The 24456-nt window shown below is 67.2% G+C and carries 27 protein-coding genes; 11 read left to right on the top strand and 16 right to left on the bottom strand.

Annotated features, from left to right (window positions below):
- Positions 1–60 precede the first annotated feature (60 nt).
- Positions 61–534 (bottom strand): hypothetical protein, encoded by a 474-nt coding sequence (locus H162_RS0115415; protein ID WP_020654376.1) that lies wholly within the window; start codon positions 532–534, stop codon positions 61–63.
- A gap of 35 nt (positions 535–569) precedes the next feature.
- Between H162_RS0115415 and H162_RS0115410 the strand changes: the two genes are divergently transcribed.
- From H162_RS0115410 to H162_RS0115400, 3 genes are read left to right on the top strand one after another with little or no spacing between them, the layout of a single operon-like run.
- Positions 570–1859 carry an SDR family oxidoreductase gene (locus H162_RS0115410; RefSeq protein ID WP_020654375.1) on the top strand — a complete coding sequence of 430 codons (1290 nt, stop codon included), beginning with the start codon at positions 570–572 and terminating at the stop codon, positions 1857–1859.
- Entirely contained in the window at positions 1859–2323 is a 465-nt protein-coding gene (locus H162_RS0115405; protein ID WP_020654374.1) for a DUF2269 family protein, read from the top strand. Before H162_RS0115410 ends, H162_RS0115405 begins: the two co-directional genes overlap by 1 nt.
- A gap of 40 nt (positions 2324–2363) precedes the next feature.
- Positions 2364–3389, top strand: coding sequence for a zinc-dependent alcohol dehydrogenase family protein (locus H162_RS0115400; RefSeq protein WP_020654373.1), 1026 nt, complete (start codon positions 2364–2366; stop codon positions 3387–3389).
- A gap of 9 nt (positions 3390–3398) precedes the next feature.
- Here the strand turns inward: H162_RS0115400 and H162_RS0115395 are convergent, their stop codons facing one another.
- The 4 genes from H162_RS0115395 to H162_RS0115380 all read right to left on the bottom strand — a co-directional run bounded on the left by H162_RS0115395 (position 3399) and on the right by H162_RS0115380 (position 5680).
- Complete coding sequence (locus H162_RS0115395) at positions 3399–4169, bottom strand: glutaminyl-peptide cyclotransferase (RefSeq protein ID WP_020654372.1); 771 nt, start codon at positions 4167–4169, stop codon at positions 3399–3401.
- Between the two features lie 48 nt (positions 4170–4217).
- Positions 4218–4697, bottom strand: coding sequence for a DUF6644 family protein (locus H162_RS0115390; protein ID WP_020654371.1), 480 nt, complete (start codon positions 4695–4697; stop codon positions 4218–4220).
- The gene (locus tag H162_RS0115385; protein ID WP_020654370.1) at positions 4697–5035 is read right to left on the bottom strand and encodes a DUF6152 family protein; all 339 of its coding nucleotides are present in this window, start codon (positions 5033–5035) and stop codon (positions 4697–4699) included. The genes H162_RS0115390 and H162_RS0115385 overlap by 1 nt, the downstream gene beginning before the upstream one ends.
- Positions 5036–5110: 75 nt before the next feature.
- Entirely contained in the window at positions 5111–5680 is a 570-nt protein-coding gene (locus H162_RS0115380) for a histidine phosphatase family protein (protein WP_020654369.1), read from the bottom strand.
- A 140-nt stretch (positions 5681–5820) separates the two neighbouring features.
- Between H162_RS0115380 and H162_RS0115375 the strand changes: the two genes are divergently transcribed.
- Complete coding sequence (locus H162_RS0115375) at positions 5821–6300, top strand: GNAT family N-acetyltransferase (RefSeq protein ID WP_020654368.1); 480 nt, start codon at positions 5821–5823, stop codon at positions 6298–6300.
- 28 nt (positions 6301–6328) lie between these two features.
- Here H162_RS0115375 and H162_RS0115370 read toward each other — a convergent pair whose 3' ends face one another.
- A complete protein-coding gene (locus tag H162_RS0115370) occupies positions 6329–7144 on the bottom strand; it encodes an SDR family NAD(P)-dependent oxidoreductase (protein WP_020654367.1) in 816 nt (271 codons plus the stop codon).
- Positions 7145–7324: 180 nt separating this feature from the next.
- A complete protein-coding gene (gene nfsB, locus H162_RS0115365) occupies positions 7325–7978 on the bottom strand; it encodes an oxygen-insensitive NAD(P)H nitroreductase (protein ID WP_020654366.1) in 654 nt (217 codons plus the stop codon).
- A 282-nt stretch (positions 7979–8260) separates the two neighbouring features.
- Here nfsB and H162_RS0115360 point away from each other — a divergent pair, with 282 nt between their 5' ends.
- On the top strand, positions 8261–9202 hold the full coding sequence (locus H162_RS0115360) for a LysR family transcriptional regulator (RefSeq protein WP_020654365.1): 942 nt from the start codon (positions 8261–8263) through the stop codon (positions 9200–9202).
- 6 nt (positions 9203–9208) lie between these two features.
- Here H162_RS0115360 and H162_RS0115355 read toward each other — a convergent pair whose 3' ends face one another.
- On the bottom strand, positions 9209–9823 hold the full coding sequence (locus H162_RS0115355; protein WP_026354680.1) for a LysE/ArgO family amino acid transporter: 615 nt from the start codon (positions 9821–9823) through the stop codon (positions 9209–9211).
- Positions 9824–9917: 94 nt separating this feature from the next.
- On the opposite strand from H162_RS0115355, the gene H162_RS0115350 reads away from it, so the two are divergent.
- Complete coding sequence (locus tag H162_RS0115350; protein ID WP_020654363.1) at positions 9918–10811, top strand: LysR family transcriptional regulator ArgP; 894 nt, start codon at positions 9918–9920, stop codon at positions 10809–10811.
- Between the two features lie 6 nt (positions 10812–10817).
- Here the strand turns inward: H162_RS0115350 and H162_RS31010 are convergent, their stop codons facing one another.
- On the bottom strand, positions 10818–11252 hold the full coding sequence (locus tag H162_RS31010) for a hypothetical protein (RefSeq protein WP_020654362.1): 435 nt from the start codon (positions 11250–11252) through the stop codon (positions 10818–10820).
- Positions 11253–11398: 146 nt separating this feature from the next.
- On the bottom strand, positions 11399–13678 hold the full coding sequence (locus tag H162_RS0115340; protein WP_020654361.1) for a PhoX family protein: 2280 nt from the start codon (positions 13676–13678) through the stop codon (positions 11399–11401).
- Between the two features lie 203 nt (positions 13679–13881).
- On the opposite strand from H162_RS0115340, the gene H162_RS32710 reads away from it, so the two are divergent.
- The gene (locus tag H162_RS32710) at positions 13882–14451 is read left to right on the top strand and encodes a DUF2726 domain-containing protein (RefSeq protein ID WP_020654360.1); all 570 of its coding nucleotides are present in this window, start codon (positions 13882–13884) and stop codon (positions 14449–14451) included.
- A 3-nt stretch (positions 14452–14454) separates the two neighbouring features.
- Here the strand turns inward: H162_RS32710 and H162_RS0115330 are convergent, their stop codons facing one another.
- The 5 genes from H162_RS0115330 to tssE all read right to left on the bottom strand — a co-directional run bounded on the left by H162_RS0115330 (position 14455) and on the right by tssE (position 18815).
- Entirely contained in the window at positions 14455–14751 is a 297-nt protein-coding gene (locus tag H162_RS0115330) for a YnfA family protein (RefSeq protein ID WP_371846848.1), read from the bottom strand.
- 18 nt (positions 14752–14769) lie between these two features.
- Positions 14770–15198: a DUF2750 domain-containing protein gene (locus H162_RS0115325; protein ID WP_020654358.1), complete on the bottom strand. Its 429-nt coding sequence runs from the start codon at positions 15196–15198 to the stop codon at positions 14770–14772.
- 220 nt (positions 15199–15418) lie between these two features.
- Complete coding sequence (tssG, locus tag H162_RS0115320) at positions 15419–16504, bottom strand: type VI secretion system baseplate subunit TssG (RefSeq protein ID WP_020654357.1); 1086 nt, start codon at positions 16502–16504, stop codon at positions 15419–15421.
- Positions 16468–18312, bottom strand: a complete 1845-nt coding sequence (tssF, locus tag H162_RS0115315; RefSeq protein ID WP_020654356.1) for a type VI secretion system baseplate subunit TssF — start codon at positions 18310–18312, stop codon at positions 16468–16470. Before tssF ends, tssG begins: the two co-directional genes overlap by 37 nt.
- A 2-nt stretch (positions 18313–18314) precedes the next feature.
- Complete coding sequence (gene tssE / locus H162_RS0115310; RefSeq protein WP_026354677.1) at positions 18315–18815, bottom strand: type VI secretion system baseplate subunit TssE; 501 nt, start codon at positions 18813–18815, stop codon at positions 18315–18317.
- 169 nt (positions 18816–18984) lie between these two features.
- Here tssE and tssK point away from each other — a divergent pair, with 169 nt between their 5' ends.
- The 4 genes from tssK to H162_RS31000 all read left to right on the top strand — a co-directional run bounded on the left by tssK (position 18985) and on the right by H162_RS31000 (position 22779).
- Positions 18985–20331: a type VI secretion system baseplate subunit TssK gene (gene tssK / locus H162_RS0115305; RefSeq protein WP_020654354.1), complete on the top strand. Its 1347-nt coding sequence runs from the start codon at positions 18985–18987 to the stop codon at positions 20329–20331.
- 114 nt (positions 20332–20445) lie between these two features.
- Positions 20446–21069 carry a hypothetical protein gene (locus tag H162_RS0115300; protein ID WP_020654353.1) on the top strand — a complete coding sequence of 208 codons (624 nt, stop codon included), beginning with the start codon at positions 20446–20448 and terminating at the stop codon, positions 21067–21069.
- A complete protein-coding gene (locus H162_RS0115295) occupies positions 21069–21332 on the top strand; it encodes a PAAR domain-containing protein (protein WP_020654352.1) in 264 nt (87 codons plus the stop codon). The genes H162_RS0115300 and H162_RS0115295 overlap by 1 nt, the downstream gene beginning before the upstream one ends.
- A gap of 7 nt (positions 21333–21339) precedes the next feature.
- The gene (locus tag H162_RS31000; protein WP_020654351.1) at positions 21340–22779 is read left to right on the top strand and encodes a hypothetical protein; all 1440 of its coding nucleotides are present in this window, start codon (positions 21340–21342) and stop codon (positions 22777–22779) included.
- Positions 22780–22809: 30 nt separating this feature from the next.
- Here the strand turns inward: H162_RS31000 and mqo are convergent, their stop codons facing one another.
- The gene (gene mqo / locus H162_RS0115285; protein WP_026354676.1) at positions 22810–24420 is read right to left on the bottom strand and encodes a malate dehydrogenase (quinone); all 1611 of its coding nucleotides are present in this window, start codon (positions 24418–24420) and stop codon (positions 22810–22812) included.
- Between the last annotated feature and the right edge of the window lie 36 nt (positions 24421–24456).

Here is a 24456-nt window from a genome sequence, read left to right as displayed (position 1 = left end):
AGCCGCAGCATTGCACTCCCATCCCGCACCGCCCATGGCGGCACGTTTTCTCCTTCTGTTCTAGACTTGGTCACGGCGCGACATCATGGCGCCGATTGCCAGGCCGAGCGCGAAGCCGCCGTAGACGACCGCCAGCGACTGCTTCGACAGGCGCTTCTCGTAGCCGGGCTGCAGGCGCCTGGGGGTAAGCTTGTAGTCGGCGAAGGCGGCGAAGGCGGTCGTGGCTGCGGCCGAAGCCAGGGTGCCGACCGGGCTCTTGCGGTCCAGCACGCCGCCCAGGAAGCGCTCGAACAGGACCGACCAGAAGGTGGCGCTGGCGTGGTGGATCAGGTAGCCGGGCACCGTGTAGCGCATCGACGGTTCGTCGTGGCGGGCCGCCTTGTCGCCATGGATATAGTGGCTGACCGCATTCGTCGCTGCATAGGGACTGCCGGTTTCCTTCTTGCCCAGGGCCGCCAGCGCCGCCGTCGAGATCAGGCTGGACGCGGTGCCGGAGATCAGGCCGCGCTGTAGTGCCGTGTTCCAGTTTTCCATTGGGTCCTCTTTTGATTACGTGAAAGGAAGCATGGATGCGGATCCTGCTGACGGGAGCAAGCGGTTTCATCGGACAACACCTGTTGCAGGCGCTGCTGGCGGAAGGCCACCACGTCGTGTGCGCGGGGCGCAAGGCCAGAACCAGTACCGATCCGCGCCTGGCCACCATCCATGCTGACTTCGCCAACGATACCGACAAATCAGCGTGGCTGGCGCGCCTTTCCGGCATCGACGCGGTGATCAACACGGTGGGCATCTTCCGCGAGAGCGGGACCCAGACCTTCCAGCGCCTGCATACGGAGACGCCGCGCGCGCTGTTCGCGGCCTGCGCCGAATCGCACGACGTGCACGTGGTGATCCAGTTGTCCGCGCTGGGCGCCGACCGCGAGGCCGAGACCCGCTACCACCTGTCGAAGAAGGCGGCCGACGACTACCTGGCGTCGCTGCCGGTGCGCGCCTACATCGTCCAGCCCTCGCTGGTGTACGGCAGCGAAGGCGCCAGCGCGCGCGCCTTCCGCACCCTGGCCAGCATGCCGTTCACGGCGCGCTTCGGCAGCGCGCCCCAGCTGGTGCAGCCGATCCACATCGACGACCTGGTCGCGGCCATCCTGGGCCTGCTCAGGCACCGCCTGCCGCTGGCGCCGGGCAGCGGCACCGCCATGCGCGTGCCGCTGGTGGGACCGGAGGCGATGCCCTTCACCGACTACCTGGGCGCGCTGCGCGCCGCCATGGGCATGGGCAGGCTGCGCAGCGTCACGCTGCCCGGACCGCTGGCGCGGCTGGTGGCGAAGCTTGGCCGCTACCTGCCCGGCTCCCTGATCGACGACGATGCCCTGAGCATGCTCGACCGCGGCAGCACGGGCGACGCCTCGTTCGCCACGCGCCTGATCGGCCATCCGCCGCGCCCGGTAACGCAGTTCGTCAGCGCGCCCGGCGCCGAACTCGCGCGCGCCAGGCTGGGATGGCTGCTGCCCATCCTGCGCGGCAGCATTGCGGCGGTATGGCTCCTGACCGCGATCGTGTCGTTCGGCCTGTATCCGGTCGAGGACAGCTATGCGCTGCTGGCGCGCACCGGCATCCCGGATGCCCTGCAGCCGCTGATGCTGTACGGCGCCGCCACCTTCGACCTGCTGATCGGGCTGGGCATCCTGTTCCTGCCGCGGCGGCGCCTGTTGTGGCTCATACAACTGGTGCTGATCGGCTTCTACACGGTCGTGATAGCGTGGAAGCTGCCGGAATTCCTGCTGCATCCCTACGGGCCGCTGACCAAGAACCTGCCGCTGCTCGCCGCCATCTGGCTGCTGTATGAACTGGAGGAACGGTAATGGAATACGTCGTCGTGAAGTGGCTGCACATCCTGTCGTCCACCTTCCTGTTCGGCACCGGCATCGGCTCGGCCTGGTACATGCTGTTCGCGAACATCAGCCGCGACGTGCGCGCCATCGCCGTGGTCGCGAAGAACGTCGTGATCGCCGACTGGTTGTTCACCGCCACCACCGCCGTGCTGCAGCCGGCCACCGGCTTCTACATGATCCACCTGGCCGGCTACCCGCTGCACAGCAGGTGGATCATGTGGTCGGTGATCCTGTACGTCATCGCCGGCGCCTGCTGGCTGCCGGTGGTGTGGCTGCAGATCCGCATGCGCGACCTGGCCGTGGAAGCCGCGCGCGCAAACGGCGCACTGCCGGCGCTGTACTGGCGCTATTTCCGGATCTGGGCCACGCTCGGCGTGCCCGCCTTTGTCGCCTTCATCGTGATCTTCTGGCTGATGGTGGCCAAGCCGGTGTAGGCGGATACTCACTGAATCACCAACCGAAGAGGGGGACTTGATGCGTGCTTACCAAATACTTCCTGGTGCGAACATCGACGGACTGCAGTGCGTCGACTATCCCGACCGCGAACTCGGCATCGGCGAAGTCCGCATCCGCGTGCATGCGGTTTCGCTGAACTACCGCGACCTGATGGTCGCCGGCGGCAACTACCTCGTCACCGTCGACGATCCGGTCATCCCCTGCTCGGACGGCGCCGGCGAAGTGCTGGCGGTCGGCCCGGGCGTCACCCGCGTCAGGGAGGGCGACCGCGTGGCCGGCGCGTTCTTCCCGCACTGGATCGAGGGCGCCCCGACCCCGGCCAAGATCCGCCACAGCCTGGGCGGCGACATCGACGGCATGCTGGCCGAGGAAGTGGTGCTGCACGAAGACGCCCTGGCCACCATCCCGGCGGGCCTGAGCTTCATCGAGGCCGCCACCATGCCCTGCGCCGCCGTGACCGCGTGGAATGCGATCTTCGTGTCGAGCAACCAGCTCAAGCCGGGCGACACCGTGCTCCTGCTGGGAACGGGCGGCGTGTCGGTGCTGGGCCTGCAGCTGGCGCGCGCGGCCGGGCTGCGCACCATCATCACCTCGTCGAGCGACGACAAGCTGGCGCGCGCCCGCGAACTGGGCGCCCACCACACCATCAATTACCGCGCCATCCCCGAGTGGCACGACGAGGTACTGCACCTGACGGAAGGCGCGGGCGCCAACGTGGTGCTGGAAGTGGGCGGGCAGGGCACGGTGAACCGCTCGGTGTCGGCGGCGGCGATGGGCGGCACGGTGGCGATCATCGGCGGCGTCAGCGGCTTCGGTGGCGAGGTCAATCCGGCGTCGCTGCTGGCCACGGCCAAGCGCATGGTCGGCATCTATGTCGGCAGCCGCAGCATGCTGGAAGACGTGATGCGCTTCGCCGACGTCAGCGGCGTCAAGCCCGTCATCGACCGCGTGTTCCCGTTCGGCCAGGCGCAGGAGGCCTACCGTTACATGGAATCGGGCTCGCACTTCGGCAAGGTGGTCATCGAAGTGAGCGCCCGGGCCTGATTCAGCGGTTCAGCGGTTCAGCGGCACCAGTTCGATCTCGAACAGCTTGGGCCACAGCTTGCCGGTGACGAACAGGCGGCGGCCCTTGCCATCCCAGGCGATGCCGTTCAGGACGGCGTCGACCAGGCTGGTGCCGCGCTGGTCGGGCGGCAGCAGGCCGGCCAGGTTGATCCAGCCGACCACCTTGCCGCTGCCCGGGTCGATGCGCGCGATCACGTCGGTGCCCCAGATGTTCGAGTACAGTTCGCCCTCGACCACCTCGAGTTCGTTCAGCTGCTGGATCGGGCGGCCGTCGGCGGTCACCTGGATGCGGCGCAGCTCCTTCATCGTCTTCGGATCGAGGATGCGGATGAACGAGCTGCCGTCGCTCATGTACAAATGCCTGGCGTCGCTCGCCAGTCCCCAGCCTTCGCCTTCGTACTGGAAGCGCTGCTTCAGGTTGAAGCTCTTCATGTCGAACACATAGCCGACCTGCGAGGTCCAGGTGAGTCCCACGATCTGGTTGCCGACCGCCGCCGCGCCTTCGCCGAACACGTCGGACGGCAAGTCCTTCTTCTGCACCACCTTGCCGGTCTTCAGTTCGACCTTGCGGATCGAGGAGCGGCCATTCAGCCCCGTGCTCTCGTACAGGAAACCGTCGCGGAAGAACAGGCCCTGGGTGAAGGCCTGCGGATCATGCGGATAGGTGTTCTTGACGACGAACCCATAGACCGGAATGGCGGCTTGGGCCGCGCCGGCGAGCGCGCAGGCGAGGGCGAAGGTGGTGAACTGTTTCAGCATGCGTGTGTTCCGGGATAGCGTCGAACAACTGTAGCACGAAGCGTCCGGCTAGACGTAGGCCAGCATCCGTCCGCAGGTGATGATGGCGATCCAGAGCAACAGCGACAGCGCCGCATGCAGCCTGGCCCAGGGCGGCGCACTGGCGGTCCAGCGCTCGGCATGCCGGTAGGGACCGAGATGGAAGGCGAGGGCGTTCAGCCCGGCCGTTGCAATGAGCGTCAGCTTGAGCAGGAACACCGGATTGCCCAGCAGGTCCAGCGGCTGGGTCGAGAACATCATCAGGCCGGTCGGCACGATCAGCGCCAGGCTGCCAACCGACCAGGGCAGCAGATGGCGTGCGAGCGCGCGCACCGGCAGGTCGCGGCCGAATCCGAGCACGCGCAGGTCGAACATCGCCACCGAGCCGACCAGCACCACGAAACCCACGATATGGGTGGTTTCGACGATGGGATACAGCCATGCGTGGCCGCGCATGGCCTGCGCCAGCGGCGTCGACGCGGCCCAGGCGGCCGCGTCCTGCCATGGCATCAGCGCAGCTCCGTGGTCTTGTCGCCGATGATGATGCGCTCGGCCCTCAGCTCCTCGGATTTGCTGCGGTGCGGATAGCCCTGCACCGTCGCCTTGTTGCCCTTGGCCAGCATGGCCTTCGACAGGCCGCGGTTTTCCATCCGTCCCGGCGGCGCCAGCACCACCAGCCAGGTCTTGTCGCCGGACTTGAGGCGGACGAAGCCATGCGGCTGCTCGTAGCCCGATTCCTCGATCGTGCCGGACAGCGACAGCGGCTTGTCGGCGTTGTATTCGCTCCAGCCGTGGTGGGCCGACGCGGTGGTGGCCACCAAGGCGGCCAGCAGGAACAGACGTTTCATAGGCGCACTCCCAAGTGAGGGACAACGTCGACGATTGTACGACGGTCAAGGCCGCGTGTGCGCCCGGCATGTCTTTCATGCATGCGCACGCAACACGCCGAGCTTTTCCAGACGTCCGCCGCCAGGCCGCGCGACCACGATGTCACCCTGCGCCACGCCTTCACCCACCAGGGCGCGGATGTTCACGTCATGCGTCACCAGCACCAGGTTGTCCTTGCCGTCGTAGTGGCCGGCGCGCGCGCGCACCTGGCGCACCTTGGCCTGGCCCTGGGCCTCGCTGTCGTTGAACATGGAATCGAGCATCGGCGCCGGCTCGACCCGGCCGAAGGCCAGGCGCGCGGTGTCGAGGCAGCGGCACCAGCGGCTCGACAGGATGTTCCCCAGCGGGATGTCGCGGCTGCGGAAGGCGGCGCCGATGCTGCGGGCGTCGCGCCGGCCCAGGTCGGACAGGTTGCGCTGGGTATGGCACTCGGTGAGCACGAAGCCGGGCGGATCGCCGATGCCGGGATGGGTGGCCGCATGCCGGATCAGGAGCACGTGGCCGCCGCCGCGCAGGCGCTGCCACAGCGCGGCATCGTCGTCTGCGGCCGCCAGCGGCGGACCGGCACAGGCGGCGAGCGCCGCCAGGAAGCGTCGTCGGAGCATGCGCGTCTCTCCCGGAACAGGCATGGCGGGATTATCCCGCCATGCGGGCCAGTCAGGCGCACCGCTGCCGCGGAGTTTCCCTTTTTCCACAGGCGTATGTACTATTGCTGGAGATATTGCCGAATTTCAGGAGAGCGACCATGCTGCTGCGACGTACGGCAACCAGCGCCGACCTTGTCGACCTGTGGGACCTGCGCACCCGCGCGGTACGGGCGACCTGCGCCGCGCATTATCCTCCCGACGTGATCGACACCTGGTGCGCGAGCGCGGCGCCCACCGCGCTGCCGCTGCTGGTGCAGGCCGGCGGCGCGCTGGTGGCGGAAGAGGATGGGCGGGTCGTCGGCTATGCGATCCTGAATACCGGGACCGGCGAAGTCGATGCCGTGTTCGTCGAACCGACGCACCAGGGCAGGGGCATCGCCCTCGACCTGCTGCGCCGGCTGGAAGCGATGGCCTGCGCGCGGCGCCTGCCGAGGATGTTCCTGTCCGCCTCGCTCAATGCGGTGCCCTTCTACGAACGGGCCGGGTTCCGTTCGGTGCGCGAAGAGGTGTACCCGCATCGCAGCGGCATCGGGATCCGCTCGGTGTTCATGGAAATGCCGCTGCCGCGGCCGTCCTGAGGAGCGCGTTGCCGATTGTGCGACGGCCTCAGGCCGCCTTCGACGGCTGCTCCGTGTAGCGCGGCGCCGGCGTGCTGCGCGACAGGTTCGGGCCGAGCGCGAGGCGGGCGGCTTCGAACCTGTCCCAGTCGGCGCGCTCGGGCAGGGCGGGGATGGTGATCACTTCGCCGAGATCGAGGCCGGCGAGGGCGGCGTCGACCAGGTCGTCCACGTGCATCACGATCTCCTGCGGCAGGTGGGCCACGGGCAGGCCGGCATGGTCCCAGAATTCGGTGGCGGTGGCGCCCGGCAGCACGGCCTGCACGCGCACGCCCCTGGCGCCGACTTCGTGCTGCAGCGACTGGGTCAGGGCCAGCACGAAGGCCTTGCTGCCGCCGTAGGTGCCGTTCAGGACTTCGGGCGCCACGGCGACGATCGAGGAGATGTTGATGATCGTCCCCTGGCCTTGCCGCACCAGGCGTGGCACCACGGCGCGCGTCAGGCGGGTCAGCGCGGTCACGTTCAGGGCGATCATGCGGTCCAGTTCATCCGGGCTGGAATCGAGCATGCTGGCGGTGGCGCCCAGGCCGGCGTTGTTGACCAGCAGGGTGATCGCGCTGTCCTCGGCCAGGCGCTGTTCGATGCGGCGCAGGTCCTCGCTGCGGGTCAGGTCGGCGCTGATGGTGTCGACCTTGCGGCCGGTGGCGGCATGCACGCTGTCGGCCACTGTCCGCAGGCGCTCGGCGTTGCGGGCCACCAGCACCAGGTCGTAGCCGCGCTCGGCCAGCCGTTGCGCGTAGCGGGCGCCGATGCCGGTCGACGCGCCCGTGATCAGGGCGGTGCCAGGTTGTGCGGTGGTAGTCATGTTCATCTCCTTGAAAAGCGTGTGATGGGTGATCGATGTGAACAGTCTACGGAGCACCACCATGTCCCGTTGGTCGTATATCCCTCATTTTGAGACATCACGCGCATAAAAAAAGCGGCGTGCATCCCTGCACGCCGCCCACGCCGCGCTGCCCTTGGCAGGGCGGCAAGCTTCATCCGGTCAGATGAAAGTAAAGGTCACCTCTTCCGCCAACCGCGACTTCGGCAGGCCCGCATTGAAGTCCGCCCCCGACGAATAGCCGAAGCTCACCAGCACCAGGCTGGTGAGTCCTTTCTCGTTCAGCCCGAACTCCGTATCCAGGATCTTCTGGTCGAAGCCTTCCATCGGCGTCGCATCGATCTCCAGGGTGGACGCGCCCAGCAGCGCCGTACCCAGCGCCAGGTAGACCTGCTTCTCCAGCCACTGGGCCACGTCCTTGGCGCCGTAGCGGTGCAGGTTCACGTAGCCGCGGCGGGCCGCATCCTGGCCGGCGCGGGCGGCGGCGTCGCGGAAGCGACCGTCGCGCTCTTCCTGGTCCAGCAGCCCGTTCAGGTGCTCCTCATCCATGTCGATGCGCGAGCACAGCACGATCACGTGCGAGGCGTCGAGGATCTTGGCCTGGTTGTAGGCATAGCCGCCCTGCGCCGCCCTGGCGATGCGCTCCCGCCCTTCCGGCGTGTTGGCCACGATGAAGTGCCACGGCTGCGAATTGACCGACGACGGGCTGTGGCGCAGCAGGCTGTAAACCTGCTGCATCACTTCTTCCGGAATACGGCGCCCGGCATCGTAGGCTTTGGCGGTGTGGCGCTTCCTGGCGGCCGACAGAATATCCATTGTGCTGATCCTTTCGCGTGATAAAACCGGTCCATGTTAAGCGATCTCGGCATGAAGAGTTGTTCATGCACGATTTTTGCGCATGGAGAGGATTGTAGGGAAGGGCTCGCTGGGGAAACACCGGCGTGCACGGATTACACTTTCACTGCGGGAATGAAAATCGCGTGCATCCCCACCTAAGGAAGGGGTCGCCACTCAAGCAGCATTGCGTATAAACTATTGTCATCAATCGTATGCGATACGCATGGCGCGCATTCTCCCTCTTTCACCGGAAGGCAGAAAATGATCCGGCTCGACGACCTGGCCCTGTTCGTCCGTTCCGCCGCGCTCGGCAGCTTTTCGCAGGCCGCGCGCGAGGTCAACCTGCTGCCCGGCCAGGCCAGCGCCGCGATCCAGCGCCTCGAGCGCGAACTCGACATCCGCCTGTTTGCCCGCTCGACGCGCAGCCTGCGCCTGACCGACGAGGGCAGGCGCTACCTGCCGTATGCGCTGGAGGCGCTGGAAGCCCTGCGCGAGGGGCAGGAAGGCATGCGCGGCGATAACGCGGCCCTGAGCGGCACCCTGCAGATCGCCGCGCCCTCCGACTTCGGCCGCAATGTGCTGCTGCCGTGGATCTCGGAGTTCCGACTGAGCCATCCCGGACTGGACATCCAGCTGCTGGTGTCGGACCAGGTGGCCGACATGTTCCGCGATCCGGTCGACGTGGCGCTGCGCTACGGCCAGATGGAGGACGCCAGCTATGTCGCGCTGCCGGTGGCGCCCGCCAACCGGCGCGTGCTGGTGGCCTCGCCCGCCTATCTGGCGCGCCATGGCCGCCCCGCCTCGCTGGACGAACTGGGCGCCCACTGCTGCGTGCTCTACCATCTGCACGGACGCACCTACGACCGCTGGTGCTTCCCGCTGCCGGAAGGCGAACACATGGTGCAGGTGGAGGGACCGCTGGTCAGCGACGATGCCGACGTGGTGCGGCGCTGGGCGGTGGCCGGCGAAGGCATCGCCTACAAGTCGTGGCTGGACGTCTGCGATGACGTGACGGCGGGGCGCCTCGAAGTGCTGCTTCCCGGCGTGCCCGGCGAGCCCACGCCGCTGAACCTGGTCTGCCCGCACCGCAAGCAGTTCTCGCCCGCCATCAAGCTGCTGCTCGCCCTGGTCAGCGAACGCTGCCTGCCACTGAACGAACGGCTGCAGCGCATGCTGGAAGGCGGCGCCCAACCCGCCGGATAAGACGGCTCAGGCGCCCCTGAGCAGCATGAAGGCCAGCACCAGCATCATGGCGCCGGTGGCCGCTTCGAGCGCGCGCCAGACCCCGGGACGCGACAGCACCGGCGCGCAGCGGCGCGCTCCCAGACCCAGCGCCGAGAACCACAGCGCCGACGCCGTCATCGCGCCGATGGCGAAGGACAGGCGCTGGCCGCCGGCCAGGCTGCCGCCGACGGCGCCCAGCAGCACCACGGTGTCGAGGTAGACGGCCGGGTTGAGCAGCGAGATCGCCAGCACCGCCGTCATCGCCCGCGCCAAGCTCAGCACGTGCCGGCCTTCGGCATCGAGCGTGGCGCCGCCGCGGATGCTGCTCGACCAGCAGCGCCAGCCATACCAGAGCAGGAAAGCCGCGCCGCCGTAGCGCGCCAGCGCCAGCAGGACCGGCGAGGATTCGATCAGCGCGCCCAGCCCGGCCACGCCGACGGCGATCAGGGCGACGTCGACGACGATGCAGGTGGCGACCGTGGCGAACACGTGCTCGCCGCGCACGCTGGTGCGGATCACGTGGGCGTTCTGGGCGCCGATCGACATGATCAGGCTGGCTCCCAGACCCAGCCCCTGAAGAAAAACCTGTTGGGAAAACATGCGGCCTCCGTGCGAAAGCCGTCACTATCCCTGCCCGCCAGGTCCGATTCAATTATATTCATGAAATCTAAGCCTTCTTAAGCAAAACTGATCCATGAAGATCGATCCACGCCGCAGCGCCGCCTTCCTGGCCACCGTCGATGCGGGCAGCCTGGAACTGGCGGCCGCGCAGCTGAACATCTCGCCGTCGGCGGTATCGCAGCGGATCTCGGCGCTGGAGCAGGACATGGGCACGCCGCTGCTGGTGCGCAGCCGTCCCTGCCGTCCCACCGCGCCGGGCACCCGGCTGCTGCAGTACCTGCGCCGCTCCACCCTGCTGGAGACGGAATTCCTGGCCGAGATGGACATGGACCCGGGCCCCACGCGCATCGCGCTGGCGGTCAACAACGACTCGCTGGCGACCTGGCTGCTGCCGGTGCTGGCGCCGGTCCTGTCCGCAGAAGGGCTGCTGGTGGAATTCGTGCTCGACGACCAGGGCCATACCTTCTCGCTGCTGGAACAGGGGCGGGCCGTGGCCTGCATCTCGGGCGAACCGGAACCGATGCATGGCTGCACCGCCAGTGCGCTGGGGTCGATGCACTACCGGCTGGTCGCCTCGCCCGGCTTCGCGGGGCGCTGGTTCGCCGGCGGTTTCACGCGCGGCGCGGCGCAGAAGGCGCCGGTGGTCATCTTCGACCGCAAGGATCCGCTGCAATCAAGCTTCCTGCTCCGGCACTACGGGCTGCCGCACGGCGCCTACCCCTTCCACTACGTGCCGTCCAGCGATCCCTACGTGCAGGCTCTCCGCCTCGGCCTGGGCTACGGCCTGCTGCCGCTCGAGCAGTGCGCGGCGATGCTGGAGGCGGGGGCGCTGGTCGACCTGACGCCGCACCTGCACGTCGACGTGCCGCTGTACTGGCATGCCTGGCGCATCCAGCCGCCGCGGATCGAGCGCATGGGCGCGGCGCTGGTGAAGGCGGCGCGCGGCGTGCTGCGGCCGATCGCCTGAGCCGCTTCACGCCGGCGCCAGGGCCGGGCGCTGCGTCCCCGCAGCCCGCGTTACGGGCCACCATTGCGCCACGCCCCAGCACAGCTCCGGCGCCAGGAACAGCCACAGCACGGGCAGGGCGCCGCCGGCAAGCGCCCACGCCAGCCACGCCGAGAAGACCAGGCGCCCGGCCGCGTCGAAGCGCCCGAGCCGCAGGCTGGGGCCGGTGAAGCGGCATACGGACCACAGCAGCACCAGGGTGCCCAGCAGGGCGGTCAGCAGGAAGTGCAGCGGCGCGAACGGCGGCAGCGGCCCGGCGCCGAGCGCCCCGTTGACGGCGGAGAGCTGGGTGTGGAACAGCGCGAAGGTCCAGGGCGTGGCCAGGGGCGCGGCCACGACGATGTCGTAGGCGGCGCTGGCGCGGGTGAGGCGCAGGTAGGACGGCAGGGAGAGTGCTCGCATGGCACGGAACACGATGTGGACAAGTCTCCATGCTGGCACGCGGCGCGCGCGGCGCGCGCGGCGCGCTTGCGCAAACCGGCGCCGCCATAAAAAAACGGGCAAGCCGCTGTCGCAGCCCGCCCGTATCAAGTACAGCTCGAGGGAAATCAGGTGCCGATGCGGCCGCCGTCGTTCTTGGTGACGACGATGGTCGCCGAGCGCGGACGCTTGCCGGCGCCGTAGCCGGCATTCGACGGCCACTGGCTGACGTACTTGGTCGGATCGGTCACGCTGGCGGCCGGCGTGCCTTCGCCCGGGTGCTGGATGTTGACGAACAATGCCTTGCCATCCGGGGTCTCGGCGATGCCGGTGATTTCCGCACCGGCCGGACCGACCAGGAAGCGCTTCAGGGTATCCGGCGTGGCGGCCTTGCCGACATAGGTGTCGACCGTCAGGTTGCCGCCGCTGGCGCGCGGGTAGCTCAGGCTGACTTTCTTGCCGTCGCCCACCTGGCCCGGCACGCCGGCCATCATCATGCAGTTGGTGACGTCGGTGTAGGCGCCGTCGTCGGTCTGGAACCAGCAGATGCCGGTGGCGGTGCTGAAGGCCAGGCCGTCCGGGCTCGAGAAGTCCTGGTCTTCGGTCAGGCCGGAGAGGTTGACGGTGGCGGCCGCGGCCTTCGCCTCGGCGCCGAACAGGTACACGTCCCAGGTGAAGGAAACCGCCGTCGAACCGGCCGCGCCTTCCTTGACGCGCACGATGTGGCCGTTCGGGTTGCCGACCTGCGAGCTCGTGCCCTTCATGTCGGTGTAGACGCGCGGATTGGCCGCGTCCGGCGCGGACTGGCTGGAGCTGCCCGGCTCGACGCGGCGGTTGCTGTTGTTGGTCAGCGTGTAGTAGATCTCGCCGTTGGCCGGGTTGACCGCGCACCATTCCGGACGGTCCATCTTGGTCGCGCCGACGGCGTCGGCGGCCAGGCGGGCATTCACCAGGACATCGGCCTGGTCGGCGAACTTGTAGCCGGCGTAGCCCGCGATCGCGCTGTTGGCGATCGACAGTTCGATCCACTGGCCGCTGCCGTCGGCGGCGAACCTGGCGACGTACAGCTTGCCGTTGTCCAGGTACTTGTCGCCGGTGGCGATGCGGTCCGCGGCGGTAGCATCGGCGGCGGCCCAGACCGCGTTCGACACGTACTTGTAGATGTATTCGTTGCGCGAGTCGTCGCCCATGTAGACGGCCAGCGGCTGGCCGACGGTGACCTTGCCGAAGGCGGCGCTCTCGTGCGCGAAGCGGCCCAGCGCGGTGCGCTTCTTGACCGCCCTGGTCTTGTCGTAGGCGTCCATCTCGACGATGTAGCCCATGCCGTTCATCTCGTTGCGGTAGTCATCGCTGCCGTCCGTCGAGGCGCCCAGCTTGCTGTTATTCCAGCGCACGTACTTGTCGTCGGCGCCGCCGGTTTCCCAGCCGTGGCGCGAGGCGTCGCCCTGGTTGCGGCCGTAGCGCTTGAGCGAGGCGACGCTCTTGTCGTTGCCACGCGCGGCATCGTCGGTGCTCGCGCGGGTGAAGTAGCCGGACCAGTTTTCCTCGCCCGACAGGTAGGTGTTCCACGGGGTCTTGCCGGTGCCGCAGTTGTTCAGGGTGCCGCGGGTTTTCACGCCGGTCGGCGAGAATCTGGTCGCCAGCAGCGCGTTGCCGCGGGCCGGGCCGGCGATCTCGATCTCGGTCTGCGGGGTGACGCGGCGGTTGAACGAGGAATCCTTCAGGTAGGACCACTTGCTGTCGGCCTTGCGCACTTCGGCGACCGACAGGCCGTGCAGGGCCAGTTCCTTGTCGACTTCCGCGGCCGGGCGCGGCAGGCTCATGGTGCCGCCGGTGGGGTGCAGGAAGTAGGCCGACAGCTTCTCGTCGATGGTGGCTTCGTGGTTCATCGCCAGCAGGCCGCGGTCGTTGGCGCTGGTCGACGCGGCGCCGGCGCCGGAGAGCGGGAAGAATTCCATGCCGTCGTGCTGGTCGCCCGCGCGGTTCTCGAAGTCGGCGTCGGTGCCGTCGTTCTTGAAGGCCGGGGTCGAGGCGGTCAGCGGATCGCCCATCGCGTACAGGACGGTGGCGGTGTAGCCGGCCGGGACGACGACGGCGTCGGCCAGGCTCTTCGAGACAGCCGTGAAACCGAGCAGCTTTTCGGCCGGCGGCGTCGTCACCGGCGGAGTCGTCACCGGCGGAGTCGTCACCGGCGGCGCGGTGACGACCTCGTGGTCCGAACCGCCGCAGGCTGTCAGGCCGAAGCTGCCAAGCAGCGCGGTCATGGCCGACGCAGCGCTGCCGCGCAGCATGTTGCGGCGGCTCAGGCGGGCCTCAAGGACGGAGCTGAATTGTTCGTTCGACGAAACGTTCGTATCGATGTCGTCGTGGTCGACAGGGATGCGGGCGAGGTCGGTCGGCTTGTTCACGAAGTAATCCTGTTCATTGGTTAGGAAAGTTCGTGAATGGTAGTGAGCGAACATGACGGCTCTGTGACGTTCTTATAACAATTTGATGACGTGAGCGGGTAGTACTCCTCCCCCCTGCCTCTTTCCCGGGCTATTACAAAGAGTGAATATTTTCCAAAATATTTCCTGTAGGATACAAAATCTGGACCAGGAAAGGACATCGCATGAGCTCGGAAATCGGATTGCTTGTACTGGCGGTCGGCGTCATCATGACCCTGATCCTGGTCGCGAAAATGGCGCGCCCCGGCTCCCCGGTGGGACGCTACCGGCGCCGCAAGCTGATGACGGAAAACGAGCGCGAATTCTTCATCCGCCTGGTGCGCGCCCTGCCCGGGCATTATGTGTTTCCGCAGGTGTCGATGGGCGCCTTGCTGGAGGCATCGCACAGCGACCGCAAGCAGGCGCATGCCGACCGGCTGCGCATCGCCCAGCAGCGCGTCGATTATGTGGTGTGCAACGCCTATTGCGACGTGATCGCGGTGGTGGAACTGGATGACCGCACCCATTCGCAGTCGAAGGACCAGTTGCGCGATGCGCGGCTCGGACAGGGCGGCATCCGCACTATCCGTTTCCAGTCGCGCAGCAAGCCCGGCACCGAGGCGATCCGTGCGGCGCTGTTCCCTGAGGAACCCGCCATGGCGGCCAGTGCGCCGGCCACTCCTGCGCCCAGCCCTGCCATGCCGGCGCAGCGCGACACCGCCGCCAGCACCGCGGAACGCAGCGACGCGGCCTGACGCTCAGGCCGGCCGGTGACCGAGACCGATGCAGGCCGCGCCCAGCAGCGCCAGGCCCACGCCCAGGTAATCGGTCCACAGGGGTTTCACGCCATCCACCACGGCCAGCCAGGCAAGCGCCGTGGCGATGTAGACCGCGCCATAGCTCGCATACACGCGGCCGGTGAGCCAGAGCAGGGGAAGATAGCAGCCGAGCAGTTCGGCAATTGCGGTAACGAAAAACAGGCCGAGCAGGCGGCCGGTGGAAAACAGGTCGAGGATCATCGGGCAGGGTGGAAGTCGGCGGATCGCCGCCGTCATCCTACCCGACAGGCAGGCTTAGTACTTTCCCAGTTCGTAGGCGAGGTCTTCGCGCAGCTGCGCCACCGTCGGGGTGATGCCCTTGTCGCCCGGGGTGTAGAAGATGCCCGGCAGGACGCGGTCCTGCTCCAGCTGCGGCAACAGGTCGTCCAGCAGTTCCTCGACCGAGAACGACTGCGCATCGTAGCCGTCCCATTCGAATTCCGCGCACAGGCTGGCGTAGTCGCTTGCCGGCCACATCGGGAACACCAGGGTGCCGTCATCCGTTTTCGCCAGCGCCCAACCGTCCTGGTACAGGCCCCAGACTTCCTGCGAATCCGCCACACGCTTGACGAAATACTCGTAGCGGTCTGAGCCGGGGAGCGTGACAACGGCCGCCAATTGCTGCGCCCCGAGCTTGATCGCTGAAATGATTCGTTCGCTCATTTCGATTCCCCGTTCGCTCATGTCGATATCCGTTGATTGAGGCGAGTGCCTGACATGCGCAGAATACGCCAACATCGTCAAACGGCGCGCGCGACTACGTGTGCGCGCACCCATCCGGCGCCGCGCCGTTTCCGGTCTGCCCCCAGTGAAATTGTCGATTCCGCGGCGATAGCCCAGCGGCCATCCGGCCATGGACGATTCCGGACCGCATCAATCCTGCAGGGAGGGCGGGACCTGCCGTTTACAGCGCGTGCAGGCTGTAGCAGACGTCGTGGCGATCGCGCGGCGCGGAGTCCGCGACCAGGAAGGTATCCCAACCGAGGCGGCAGGCGGGGGCCGTCTCGTCCAGCACCGCATTGCGCACGTCGGCGGCGCGCAGCACCAGTTCCACTTCGTACTCGAGCGACAGGCCGGTGAACATCGAGAGCAGGCTTTTCAGGGCGCGCGCCGCCATGTCGCCGGGCAGGAAGGCATGGAAAGCGGCATGGTCGAGCGGCCCGATCTCCACCCGCAGGCGCAGGTCGCGCTGCCAGACGCGCCCGCCCGCGATCGCGCGCGAACCGAGCACGGCGCTGTCGTCCCCGAGCGTGGTCTGTTGCGCGAGCGGCACGTCGTACCAGCAGCCGATGAACTGCTCGACCCGCACCGGATGGCCGAAGTAGGTGGACAGCACGCGCCCGAGCTGGGCGGCGGAGACGGGGCGCTGGCGGATGGAGGCGGCGAAGCAGCCGATCGATTCGTCCAGCACGCCGCCATGCTCCGGCCCGGCCAGCCGCCGGCGCAGCGACGCATCGCCCAGGCCGGCCAGCGCCAGCAGCAGCGGCAGGAAGCTGTCATGGCCGTCGACCTGGTAGTTCAGCGCCAGCCGGTACTTGCGCCAGGCTTCGTAGAACAGGGCCAGCGAACGGTTCGAGAAGGTATCCAGGAAGGCCCGCGCGCCCTCGTCCTTGTCGCGCACCTGGTGTTCCGCGATGCGCTCGGTGTAATGCGCCGGCAGCACGCCGTTGCCGCCCAAAAGGCCCATGAACGAGGGCGTGAGGACGACGTGCCGCAGGGTGGACGCTGCCAGCGCCCGGGCCAGCGCGTCCGCCCCGGCGCCGATCTCGCGCGGCTCGGCCTGGATGGCTTCGAGCTGGCTGGCCGGGAAGCCGAGCGAGGTCGAATTCCGGAAGCGCAGGTAGCGCGCGACCAGGCCGTGGCGGGGCAGGCCGCGGCGCTTGAGCCACAGTTCGAGCAGGCGCACCGCCTGGAAGAATTCGAAGCGGTAGGGCTCCCTGAACAGGCGCTCGATTACAGCAGGCTCAGGTCGCCGCTTCTCGGCCTGCATGTGAATAACTCCTCTCCGGTTTGGCGGGATGCGATCACCAGCTGGGTGAAGCTGTTGGCATGCACGTAGAGCGCCAGGAAACGTTCGATGACGTGGGCAAAGGCGTGGATGCCGCTGCCGACGAAAGCCTCTTCGTCGATCGCCAGCCGCACTTCGACGCCGCGCACCAGGCAGGTGTAGGGATTGCCCGGCAGCCAGGCACTGGCCGCGCGGCAGGCGATGGCCGCGATGCCGCCGATCTGGCGCTGCGAGGAGGGAGAGCGCGGCAGGTCGTGCAGCGCCAGCATCTCGCGGAAGGCGTCGACGCCGCCGTCGGCCAGCGACAGGTGGTTCAGCGACAGCAGCGAGACCAGGCGCCAGTGCGCATTGCGGCCGCGCGCGAAGCGGCAGGAGGCCGTGGGCTTGCGCAGGAAGGCGATCGAGCGCACGCTCGAGCCGCCTTCGAGGAACAGGTCGCCGCCGGCCTGCCCATAGCTCAGCGCGGCCGGCAGGTCGCGGTTGGTGCAGGTCAGCTCCAGGTTGAGGGTGGAGGTCTCGACCTCGGCCGGATCGAAGTCGATGTCGACGATCGAGATCCGGGTTTCGAATCCGGGACTGCGCTCGGCCAGGGTGTCGTCGCGCCGCATCGCCCAGTAGTGGCCGTTCTGTTCCGGCGTCTGGGCGTGCTGTAGCGCGTAGAAGGGCCGGAACTGCAGCACCGACTCGCCCTGCGGCGTCTGGCGCACCATGTTGACCGATTCGATCGCATTGACCTCATAGGCATGGGCGCGGCGCGCATCGGCCAGCACCGGGTAGCTGGCGCTGGTGTGGGTCAGGCGGATCGGTTCGCCGCGCTGGCGGAACAGGTTGATCACCGGCGTGCACCCGAGCAGCACGTTGTTGGTCGACAGGGTGCCGAGCATGCGCGCCGTGTTCGAATCGCTGCGGATGCCGGACAGCGCCAGGTGCAGGGTGATCGTCCGCGCGCCGGGCGGCAGCGCCCTGGCGAGCGCCGCCAGGTCGATATCGAAGAAGTTGAATTTCTCGGGGAAGCAGAAGTATTCGGTGAGCAGGCGGTAGGCGGCATGCGAGCGCGCCGGGAAGTCGATCAGCGCCTCGTCGTCGCCGAAGCCGGCCGGCACCGCGGGGACGCCATCCAGGCGCGCCCAGCGCCCGTTGCCGTCGGCTTCCGCATAGGCGGCGACCGTGCGCATGAACAGCGCGTCGCGCAGCGCGGCGCAGAACGAGGGCTCGCCGTCGATGAACACCCGCAGCGAATCCAGTCCCAGCTGCGCGGGCCCCAGCTGCTCGGCCGTGCTGGCGATGGTCAGGCTGACGCAGGAGCTGGCGCCGGCCGGCAGGCGCACCGCCTCGGGCGCGCCGATGATCGCGTTGAAGCCGGCGCTGGTGAGCGCCAGCGGCGCCAGCGTCACCGGATAGACGGTGCGGAAGGTGCAGGCGACGCCGCGCACCGGGCGCGTGGCCAGCTGGGTGCCGCGCGCGATCACGCTGGCGCCGGTCTGCTGCCTGGTCGCGCCGCTGAAGTCCATGCGCGCGATGGAGCAGGAAGGAAAGGGCCGCAGGTAGTGCGGATACAGCACCTCGAACAGGGCTTCGGTGAATTCGGGGTAGTCGTCGTCCAGCCGCCTGGCGATGCGCGCATTCAGGAAGGCGAAGGATTCGATCATGCGTTCGGTGTGCGGGTCCTCGCACGCTTCGCCGCTGATCAGGAGGCGGCCGGCGATCTTCGGATAGCGCTCGGCGAAGTCGCGCAGGTTGCGGCGCAGGTAGGCCAGTTCGCTTTCATAGTAGGGCAGCAGCTGTTCCACGCTCAGGCTCCCGCGCCCGCAGCGCGCCCTGCGGCGCGTGCTTTCCGGATGCTGTACTGGAGGGTCGACGGCTGCAGGACGGCGTCGAAGTTGACGGCTTCCTGGGACAGGCTGCCGGCCAGCAGGGCGGTAATGGAAAAATCGAGCCGGTTGACGGTCTGCCCGCGCACTTCCAGCACGGCGCGCACATTGCGCAGGCGCGGTTCGTGCTGCGCGATCGCCTGCTCGATGCACAGGCAGATGTGGGCGCGGTCGGAAGGGCTGGACAGCGAACGGTCGGCGAAATCGACCAGGCCATAGGTGACCATCGAGCGGCTGCACTCCGGGTAGGAGGTGAGCGACGCTTCGTCCACCATCGAGCGGGTATTCAGCAGCGCCTCGAGGTCGCGCGCGACCGTGTCCTTCAGGTCGTCGGCCGACAGGCCGGCCGCCGCCGCGCCGCTCGCGCCGCGCACCGGCGCCCCCAGCAAGCGGTCGAATAATCCAGGCGTAAAACCCTTCATCGCTCCTCCTCGGCTTGCCGATCAGTTTGATTTAAAAAAGCAATCGCATGGTGCCACGCCCTGCAATGCCAAGCTTTGATTAAGTTCACAAGCACGGCTGCTGCATTCGTTATCGTTGCCTTTCGCAAAGCTTCATCCATCTCGAACAAACCGCGAGGGAAGCCCGCACATGACCAGCAAAGTACTCTGGGGCGAAGGCCTGCTGTTGCGTCCACAGCATTTCCAGCGCCAGGACCAGTATCACGAACACTGCCTGCACAAGAGTATCAAGGCGGTCCATCCGTATGCCTGGGGTGTCGACAAGCTGGAGGTCGACCGCGAAGCGCTGGCCAGCGGCGTGCTGCGCATCCTCGAGCTGGCGCTGCGCTTCCAGGACGGCGAACTGGTCGACGCGCCCGGGGTCGACGCGCTTCCCGACACCGTCGACCTGGGCCAGCTGACGCAGCAGGGCGTGACCTATTACGCCGCGCTGCCGGGACTGAAACCCTTCAGCGGCAATTTCACCCAGCCTGGCCAGGCCGCCAATACGGCCCCGAACGCGGCCCGTTTTGTGCAGGCCAACCACGAGACCCCGGACCTGTACACGCAGGCCTCGCCGGTGCAGCTGGCCTACCTGAAGAAATCGGTGCGCCTGGTCTCGGAATTCGAGCCGCGCGACGCCTACGTGCATTTCCCGCTGCTGCGGCTGCGCCGCGCGGGTACCGGCGGCTTCGAGCTCGATCCGGCCTTCGTGCCGCCGGCCCTGTCGCTGGCGGCGGCGCCGGCCCTGTTCCAGCAGCTGCGGCGCCTGCTCGATGCGCTGCAGGCCAAGGTCGGCGCGCTGTTCGGCCACCACCGGGAACCGAGCCGCAACGTGGTCGAATTCCGCTCCGGCGACATGTCCTCGTTCTGGCTGCTGCATACGGCCAGCTCCGCCTATGCCGGCTTGAGCCACCACTTCCACCATCCGGGCCTGCATCCCGAGCGGCTGTTCGAGGCGCTGCTGGACGTCGCGGGCGGGCTGATGACCTTCTCGAAAAGCTGGACCCTGGCCGACCTGCCGGCCTACCAGCATGGCGACCCGGGGCCGGCCTTCGCCAAACTGGTCGCGATCATCCGCGAACTGCTGGACACCGTGATCTCGTCCAAGTACTTCGCGATCGCCCTGAACGAAGTCCGGCCCTCCTACCACATCGGCATGCTCGATTCCGGCAAGATCGACGACGACACCACCTTCTACATCGCGGTGTCGGCCGACATGCCGGCGCTCGAACTGGTCGAGGTGGCGCCGCTGCGCTTCAAGGTCGGCGCTCCCGACGATGTCGAGAAATTCGTGCTGTCGGCCCTGCCCGGCGTGCGCCTGCAGTATGCGCCGCAGCTGCCCGCCGCGATTCCGGTGCGGCCCGATACCTGCTACTTCGTGCTGGAGGCGAAAGGGCCGATGTACGAACGCATGCTCAAGGCGCAGTCGATCTCGATCTACGTGCCGGCCGGCCTGAAGGAACTGAAGCTCGAACTGCTGGCCGTGGCCTCCTGAATCTCCTGTGGATAACTCAAGGAAACAGGCAGGAATGATGACGATTCGGGCCCAAAGAAACCATAAGTAAACGGCCCACCCCCAGACATAAGTGGCGTGAATGAGGAGAACCAAATGTCACTCAGCGTCAATCCGCAAGAAATCTATCTGCTCGTGCGCTACATTTCAACGGATTATTTTCGAGTGTTACGAGATACCTGGACAAGATTGGTCGGCCATGTCGCGTCCTGCCTGGCATCGCATGGGGAAGCGCCTCTCGCCTGGGGCGAGCGGGTACTGCCAGGCCTGCGCGACACGCTGGAGGGCCTGAATACCGGCTATCTCCTGCTGAAGCATGGAGATTTCACGGGCCTCGGCCATGCATGGGGCCCGCGCAGCGACTTCGGGAACCAGATGGAATACTGGTGCGCGCAATTCCTGGGCACCCGCAAGCCGGCGCCCTCCGCCAGGGTGCTGGTGGGCGTCAGGGAGATGCCGAACCTCGTCACTGGAGAACAACATGGCGAGGAGCGCATGTTCGAGGAAAGGAGCTGTGTCTGGTACCTGGTGGAGCGCATTCCCGACCTCAACCAGGCGCTCCAGGCCCGGCGGCCGGACATCGCGCACGGCGAGCGGCTCGCCCTCGGCGAAAAATGCCGTCAGATCAGGCTGTACTTCACTCCCGCTCCCGACGAACACAGCCTGTTTCCCATGGGGTTCCCTCTGCCGGGCCATCGCCTGATCGATGGAGGCGCGTGATGGCCGGTCCCCTGATCAGGCTTGGCGACAAGACCTCGCACGGCGGCGTCGTCATCGAAGCCTCGCCGAACAGCGATAGCGGCGGCATCGGGATCGCCCGCCTGGGCGACAAGGCCACTTGCCCCATCCACGGCCCCGCGCCCATCATCAGCGGCGACGCGACACTGGTCGTCGACGGCAAGCCGGCGGCGCGGCACGGCGACAAGACCGCCTGCGGCGCCACCCTGATCGCCGGCCAGCAGGCCACGGTCGACAAGGTCTAGTCCATCCATGTCCACCACACTTCCTTCGCCCAGGCCCGCGCTTCCCGGCTGGCTCAAGGGCCTCCTGTTGGCGGCTGTCGTCATTGTCCTCTGCTGGGGCACCGCGGTCCTGTTCTGGTCGGCGACCGACCATGCGCCCGACATGGGCGACGCCTTGCTGGGTCTGCTCGCCTTGCCGGCTGCGGTGCTGCTGGCGCTGTGGCGTGGTCCCCGATTGCTCAAGCGGCCTGGGTCCGCTTCCCTTCCTGCCGCGTCCAGCGCGCCGGTGCAGGCGAAGGGGGCGGCGCGACTGCCGCCATTGGCCATGCTGGCGGCGTCGATGCGCATCCCGCATGGCGCCAGCGCCGGGGAATTCGCCGCCGTCCTCAAGGACGAGGCCCCGCACCCCGACCTCGATCCGACGCTGCTCGACGACGACGGCTTTCCACTCACGACAGCGCGCAGCGATGAAGCGACGGACGAAGCGCTGCGGGAAGAAATCATGGAATGGCTGTCGCGGAACGAGATGGCCGGACTGCGCTTCCACGACGAACAATGGCGCGCCCTGACCCTGGGGACGGCGGTCGCGCGCGAGCTGGCCGGCGATGCGGCGTCCAGCCTGCTGCTTCCCGGGCAGGCCGCGCCGATGCTGCGGTTCATGCCGATGCTTCCGCTTGAGTGGCACGTCGAGCAGCGGCGCGCCATGGCGATGTGGCTGCGCTTCACGATCATCCAGTTCGGCTGGCCCGCCGACCGGATCGCCATGGCGGAGACAGCGGCGGAGGAATCCGGTCCCGCCACGATCGTTCAGCAGCTGATGGAGGAAACCGCGCCGGCGATCGTGCTTGCCTGCGCATCGAATATTGGCCAGGACACCGTGGACCGGTGGGAGGCCCAGGCTACGCTGTTCAAGCCGTCCCGCCAGCATGGCCGGATACCCGGCGAAGGTGCGGCAGGCCTGCTGCTGGCTGGCCTGGAACTGGCTGCCGCATCCGGCCATCCGGAGTTCGCCGTGCTGCATGCGGGCGCGCATGCTCGCCGCCACACGGCCATCGATGACGACAGGCGCGTGGACGCGACGCTGCTCGGACAGTTGACCGCGCTTGCCCTCGAGGGTACGGACACCGTGCTCTCCGATATCGCGATGATCGTGGCCGATACCGACCACCGCCCCAGGCATGTGCTCGAGCTGATGGAAGCCGCGGCCAAGGCCGTCCAGCAACTCGACGCTGCGGACGATGTCGTGCGCGTCGGCGCAGCCAGCGGCGCGTGTGGCGCCGTACCGTTCATCGCCGCACTGGCGCTGGCGCGCCACTTCGCACTCGAACAGCCGCAGGCGCTGCTCTGCGTCGCCAATGCCGACCCCCATCGCCGCTCCGTCGTCCTGGTTCGCAGCCAGGCGGAGCTCCCCAAAAGAAAAAGGGCTGGAGATGTCGATCATCTCCAGCCCCTCATCAGTCATCAGTGAACAGCGCAGCCATTCCCTGGCATAACCGGCTTATTGTTTCGCCACGACCGCTTCCTTGACTGCGGCCGGCTCATCCAGCTTGATCGCTTGCAGCTTCAGGACTGCGCTGCTGTATCCGCGGATCTCGTTGGCAAACGCCGGATCCGCATTCAGCTTGCGACCGTACGACGGCACCATTTCCTTCAGCTTGGCTTGCCACTCGGGCGTGGCGAGTTTGTCCTTGAACGAAGAAACCTTGAGCACCTTCAGCATGATCGGCGCGGCGGTCGAGGCGCCAGGCGAGGCACCCAGCAGGGCGGTGACGCTGCCGTCGGCGGAGGCCACCACTTCGGTACCGAACTGCAGCAGGCCGCCTTTTTCCGGATCGTCCTTGACGATCTGCACGCGCTGACCGGCGTTGACCAGCGTCCAGTCTTCCGACCTGGCTTCCGGCAGATACTCGCGCAGGGTGGCCACGCGGTCTTCCTGCGACTGCATCACCTGTTCCACCAAATACTTCGTCAGCGGAATGTTATCGATGCCTGCTTGCAGCATCGGACGCACGTTGCCGGTACCGACCGAGGCCGGCAGGTCGATCCACGAACCGTTTTTCAGGAACTTGGTCGAGAAGGTCGCGAACGGTCCGAACAGCAGTGCTTTCTTGCCGTCGATGATACGGGTGTCGAGGTGAGGCACCGACATCGGCGGCGAGCCGACCGAGGCCTTGCCATACACTTTCGCCTGGTGGGCGTCGATCAGCTTCTGGTTGGTCGTCACCAGCCACTGGCCGCCGACCGGAACGCCGCCGAAGCCCTTGGCTTCGGGGATGCCGGTCTTTTCCAGCAGGGGCAGCGAACCGCCGCCGGCGCCGATGAAGACGAACTTCGCGCGCACGGTCTTCGACTGGCCGTCACCGAGGTTCTTGACGGTCACGTTCCAGAGGCCATCGGCGCCGCGCTTGATATCCTGGACTTCATGGCCCAGGCTGAGCTGCACGCCCTGGCTGCTGCTCAGGTGCTTGACCATGCTGCGGGTCAGGGTGCCGTAGTTGACGTCGGTGCCGAAGTCCATCCGGGTCGCAGCCACTTTCTGGGTGCTGTCGCGGCCGGTCATCACGAGCGGCGCCCACTTGCGGATCTCGTTCTGATCCTCGGAGTAGAGCATGCCCTTGAACAGGTTTTCCTTTTGCAGGGCGTCGTAGCGCTTGCGCAGGTAGGCGATGTTGTCGTCGCCCCACACGAAGCTCATATGGGGAACGTTGTTGATGAAGCTCTGCGGCTCGCCGAGATACTTCTTTTTCACCTGGTAGGCCCAGAACTGTTTCGAGACTTCGAACTGCTCGTTGATGTCGACGGCTTTCTTGGTATCGATGCCGCCATCCGGCGTTTCCGGCGTGTAGTTCAGCTCGGCGAAACCGGAGTGGCCGGTGCCGGCATTGTTCATCGCATCGGAACTCTCGGCCGACACCGAGTCGAGACGCTCATACATTTGCATGGACAGGTCGGGCTGCAGCTCCTTGAGCATGGTGCCCAGGGTTGCGCTCATGACGCCTGCGCCGATCAGGACGACATCGACTGGCTTGTCCGAGGAAGCGGGAGGAGTTTTGGTGCAGGAAGCAAGAACGAGACAAGATGCTGCTACGGCTACAAGCGACTTACGCATACGGTATTTACCTGAAAGATCAATGCAGGAGGCCAC

The sequence above is a fragment of the Massilia niastensis DSM 21313 genome (assembly GCF_000382345.1).
In the GTDB taxonomy this organism is placed as follows: Bacteria; Pseudomonadota; Gammaproteobacteria; order Burkholderiales; family Burkholderiaceae_D; genus Telluria; species Telluria niastensis.
The sequence above is the reverse complement of the archived record's forward strand: the minus strand, read 5'-3'. Positions and strand labels throughout refer to the sequence as shown.

Bases quoted from the DNA above. Each gene is read 5' to 3' on its own strand.
- H162_RS0115385 (WP_020654370.1), bottom strand. From the start codon at position 5,035: ATGAAACGTCTGTTCCTGCTGGCCGCCTTGGTGGCCACCACCGCGTCG.
- H162_RS0115380 (WP_020654369.1), bottom strand. From the start codon at position 5,680: ATGCTCCGACGACGCTTCCTGGCGGCGCTCGCCGCCTGTGCCGGTCCG.
- H162_RS0115300 (WP_020654353.1), top strand. From the start codon at position 20,446: ATGTCACTCAGCGTCAATCCGCAAGAAATCTATCTGCTCGTGCGCTAC.
- nfsB (WP_020654366.1), bottom strand. From the start codon at position 7,978: ATGGATATTCTGTCGGCCGCCAGGAAGCGCCACACCGCCAAAGCCTAC.
- tssK (WP_020654354.1), top strand. From the start codon at position 18,985: ATGACCAGCAAAGTACTCTGGGGCGAAGGCCTGCTGTTGCGTCCACAG.
- H162_RS0115400 (WP_020654373.1), top strand. From the start codon at position 2,364: ATGCGTGCTTACCAAATACTTCCTGGTGCGAACATCGACGGACTGCAG.
- H162_RS0115360 (WP_020654365.1), top strand. From the start codon at position 8,261: ATGATCCGGCTCGACGACCTGGCCCTGTTCGTCCGTTCCGCCGCGCTC.
- H162_RS31000 (WP_020654351.1), top strand. From the start codon at position 21,340: ATGTCCACCACACTTCCTTCGCCCAGGCCCGCGCTTCCCGGCTGGCTC.
- H162_RS31010 (WP_020654362.1), bottom strand. From the start codon at position 11,252: ATGCGAGCACTCTCCCTGCCGTCCTACCTGCGCCTCACCCGCGCCAGC.
- mqo (WP_026354676.1), bottom strand. From the start codon at position 24,420: ATGCGTAAGTCGCTTGTAGCCGTAGCAGCATCTTGTCTCGTTCTTGCT.
- tssE (WP_026354677.1), bottom strand. From the start codon at position 18,815: ATGAAGGGTTTTACGCCTGGATTATTCGACCGCTTGCTGGGGGCGCCG.
- H162_RS0115375 (WP_020654368.1), top strand. From the start codon at position 5,821: ATGCTGCTGCGACGTACGGCAACCAGCGCCGACCTTGTCGACCTGTGG.
- H162_RS0115410 (WP_020654375.1), top strand. From the start codon at position 570: ATGCGGATCCTGCTGACGGGAGCAAGCGGTTTCATCGGACAACACCTG.
- H162_RS0115350 (WP_020654363.1), top strand. From the start codon at position 9,918: ATGAAGATCGATCCACGCCGCAGCGCCGCCTTCCTGGCCACCGTCGAT.
- tssG (WP_020654357.1), bottom strand. From the start codon at position 16,504: ATGCAGGCCGAGAAGCGGCGACCTGAGCCTGCTGTAATCGAGCGCCTG.
- H162_RS0115395 (WP_020654372.1), bottom strand. From the start codon at position 4,169: ATGCTGAAACAGTTCACCACCTTCGCCCTCGCCTGCGCGCTCGCCGGC.
- H162_RS0115295 (WP_020654352.1), top strand. From the start codon at position 21,069: ATGGCCGGTCCCCTGATCAGGCTTGGCGACAAGACCTCGCACGGCGGC.
- H162_RS0115405 (WP_020654374.1), top strand. From the start codon at position 1,859: ATGGAATACGTCGTCGTGAAGTGGCTGCACATCCTGTCGTCCACCTTC.
- H162_RS32710 (WP_020654360.1), top strand. From the start codon at position 13,882: ATGAGCTCGGAAATCGGATTGCTTGTACTGGCGGTCGGCGTCATCATG.
- H162_RS0115370 (WP_020654367.1), bottom strand. From the start codon at position 7,144: ATGACTACCACCGCACAACCTGGCACCGCCCTGATCACGGGCGCGTCG.
- H162_RS0115355 (WP_026354680.1), bottom strand. From the start codon at position 9,823: ATGTTTTCCCAACAGGTTTTTCTTCAGGGGCTGGGTCTGGGAGCCAGC.
- H162_RS0115330 (WP_371846848.1), bottom strand. From the start codon at position 14,751: ATGACGGCGGCGATCCGCCGACTTCCACCCTGCCCGATGATCCTCGAC.
- H162_RS0115415 (WP_020654376.1), bottom strand. From the start codon at position 534: ATGGAAAACTGGAACACGGCACTACAGCGCGGCCTGATCTCCGGCACC.
- H162_RS0115325 (WP_020654358.1), bottom strand. From the start codon at position 15,198: ATGAGCGAACGGGGAATCGAAATGAGCGAACGAATCATTTCAGCGATC.
- H162_RS0115390 (WP_020654371.1), bottom strand. From the start codon at position 4,697: ATGCCATGGCAGGACGCGGCCGCCTGGGCCGCGTCGACGCCGCTGGCG.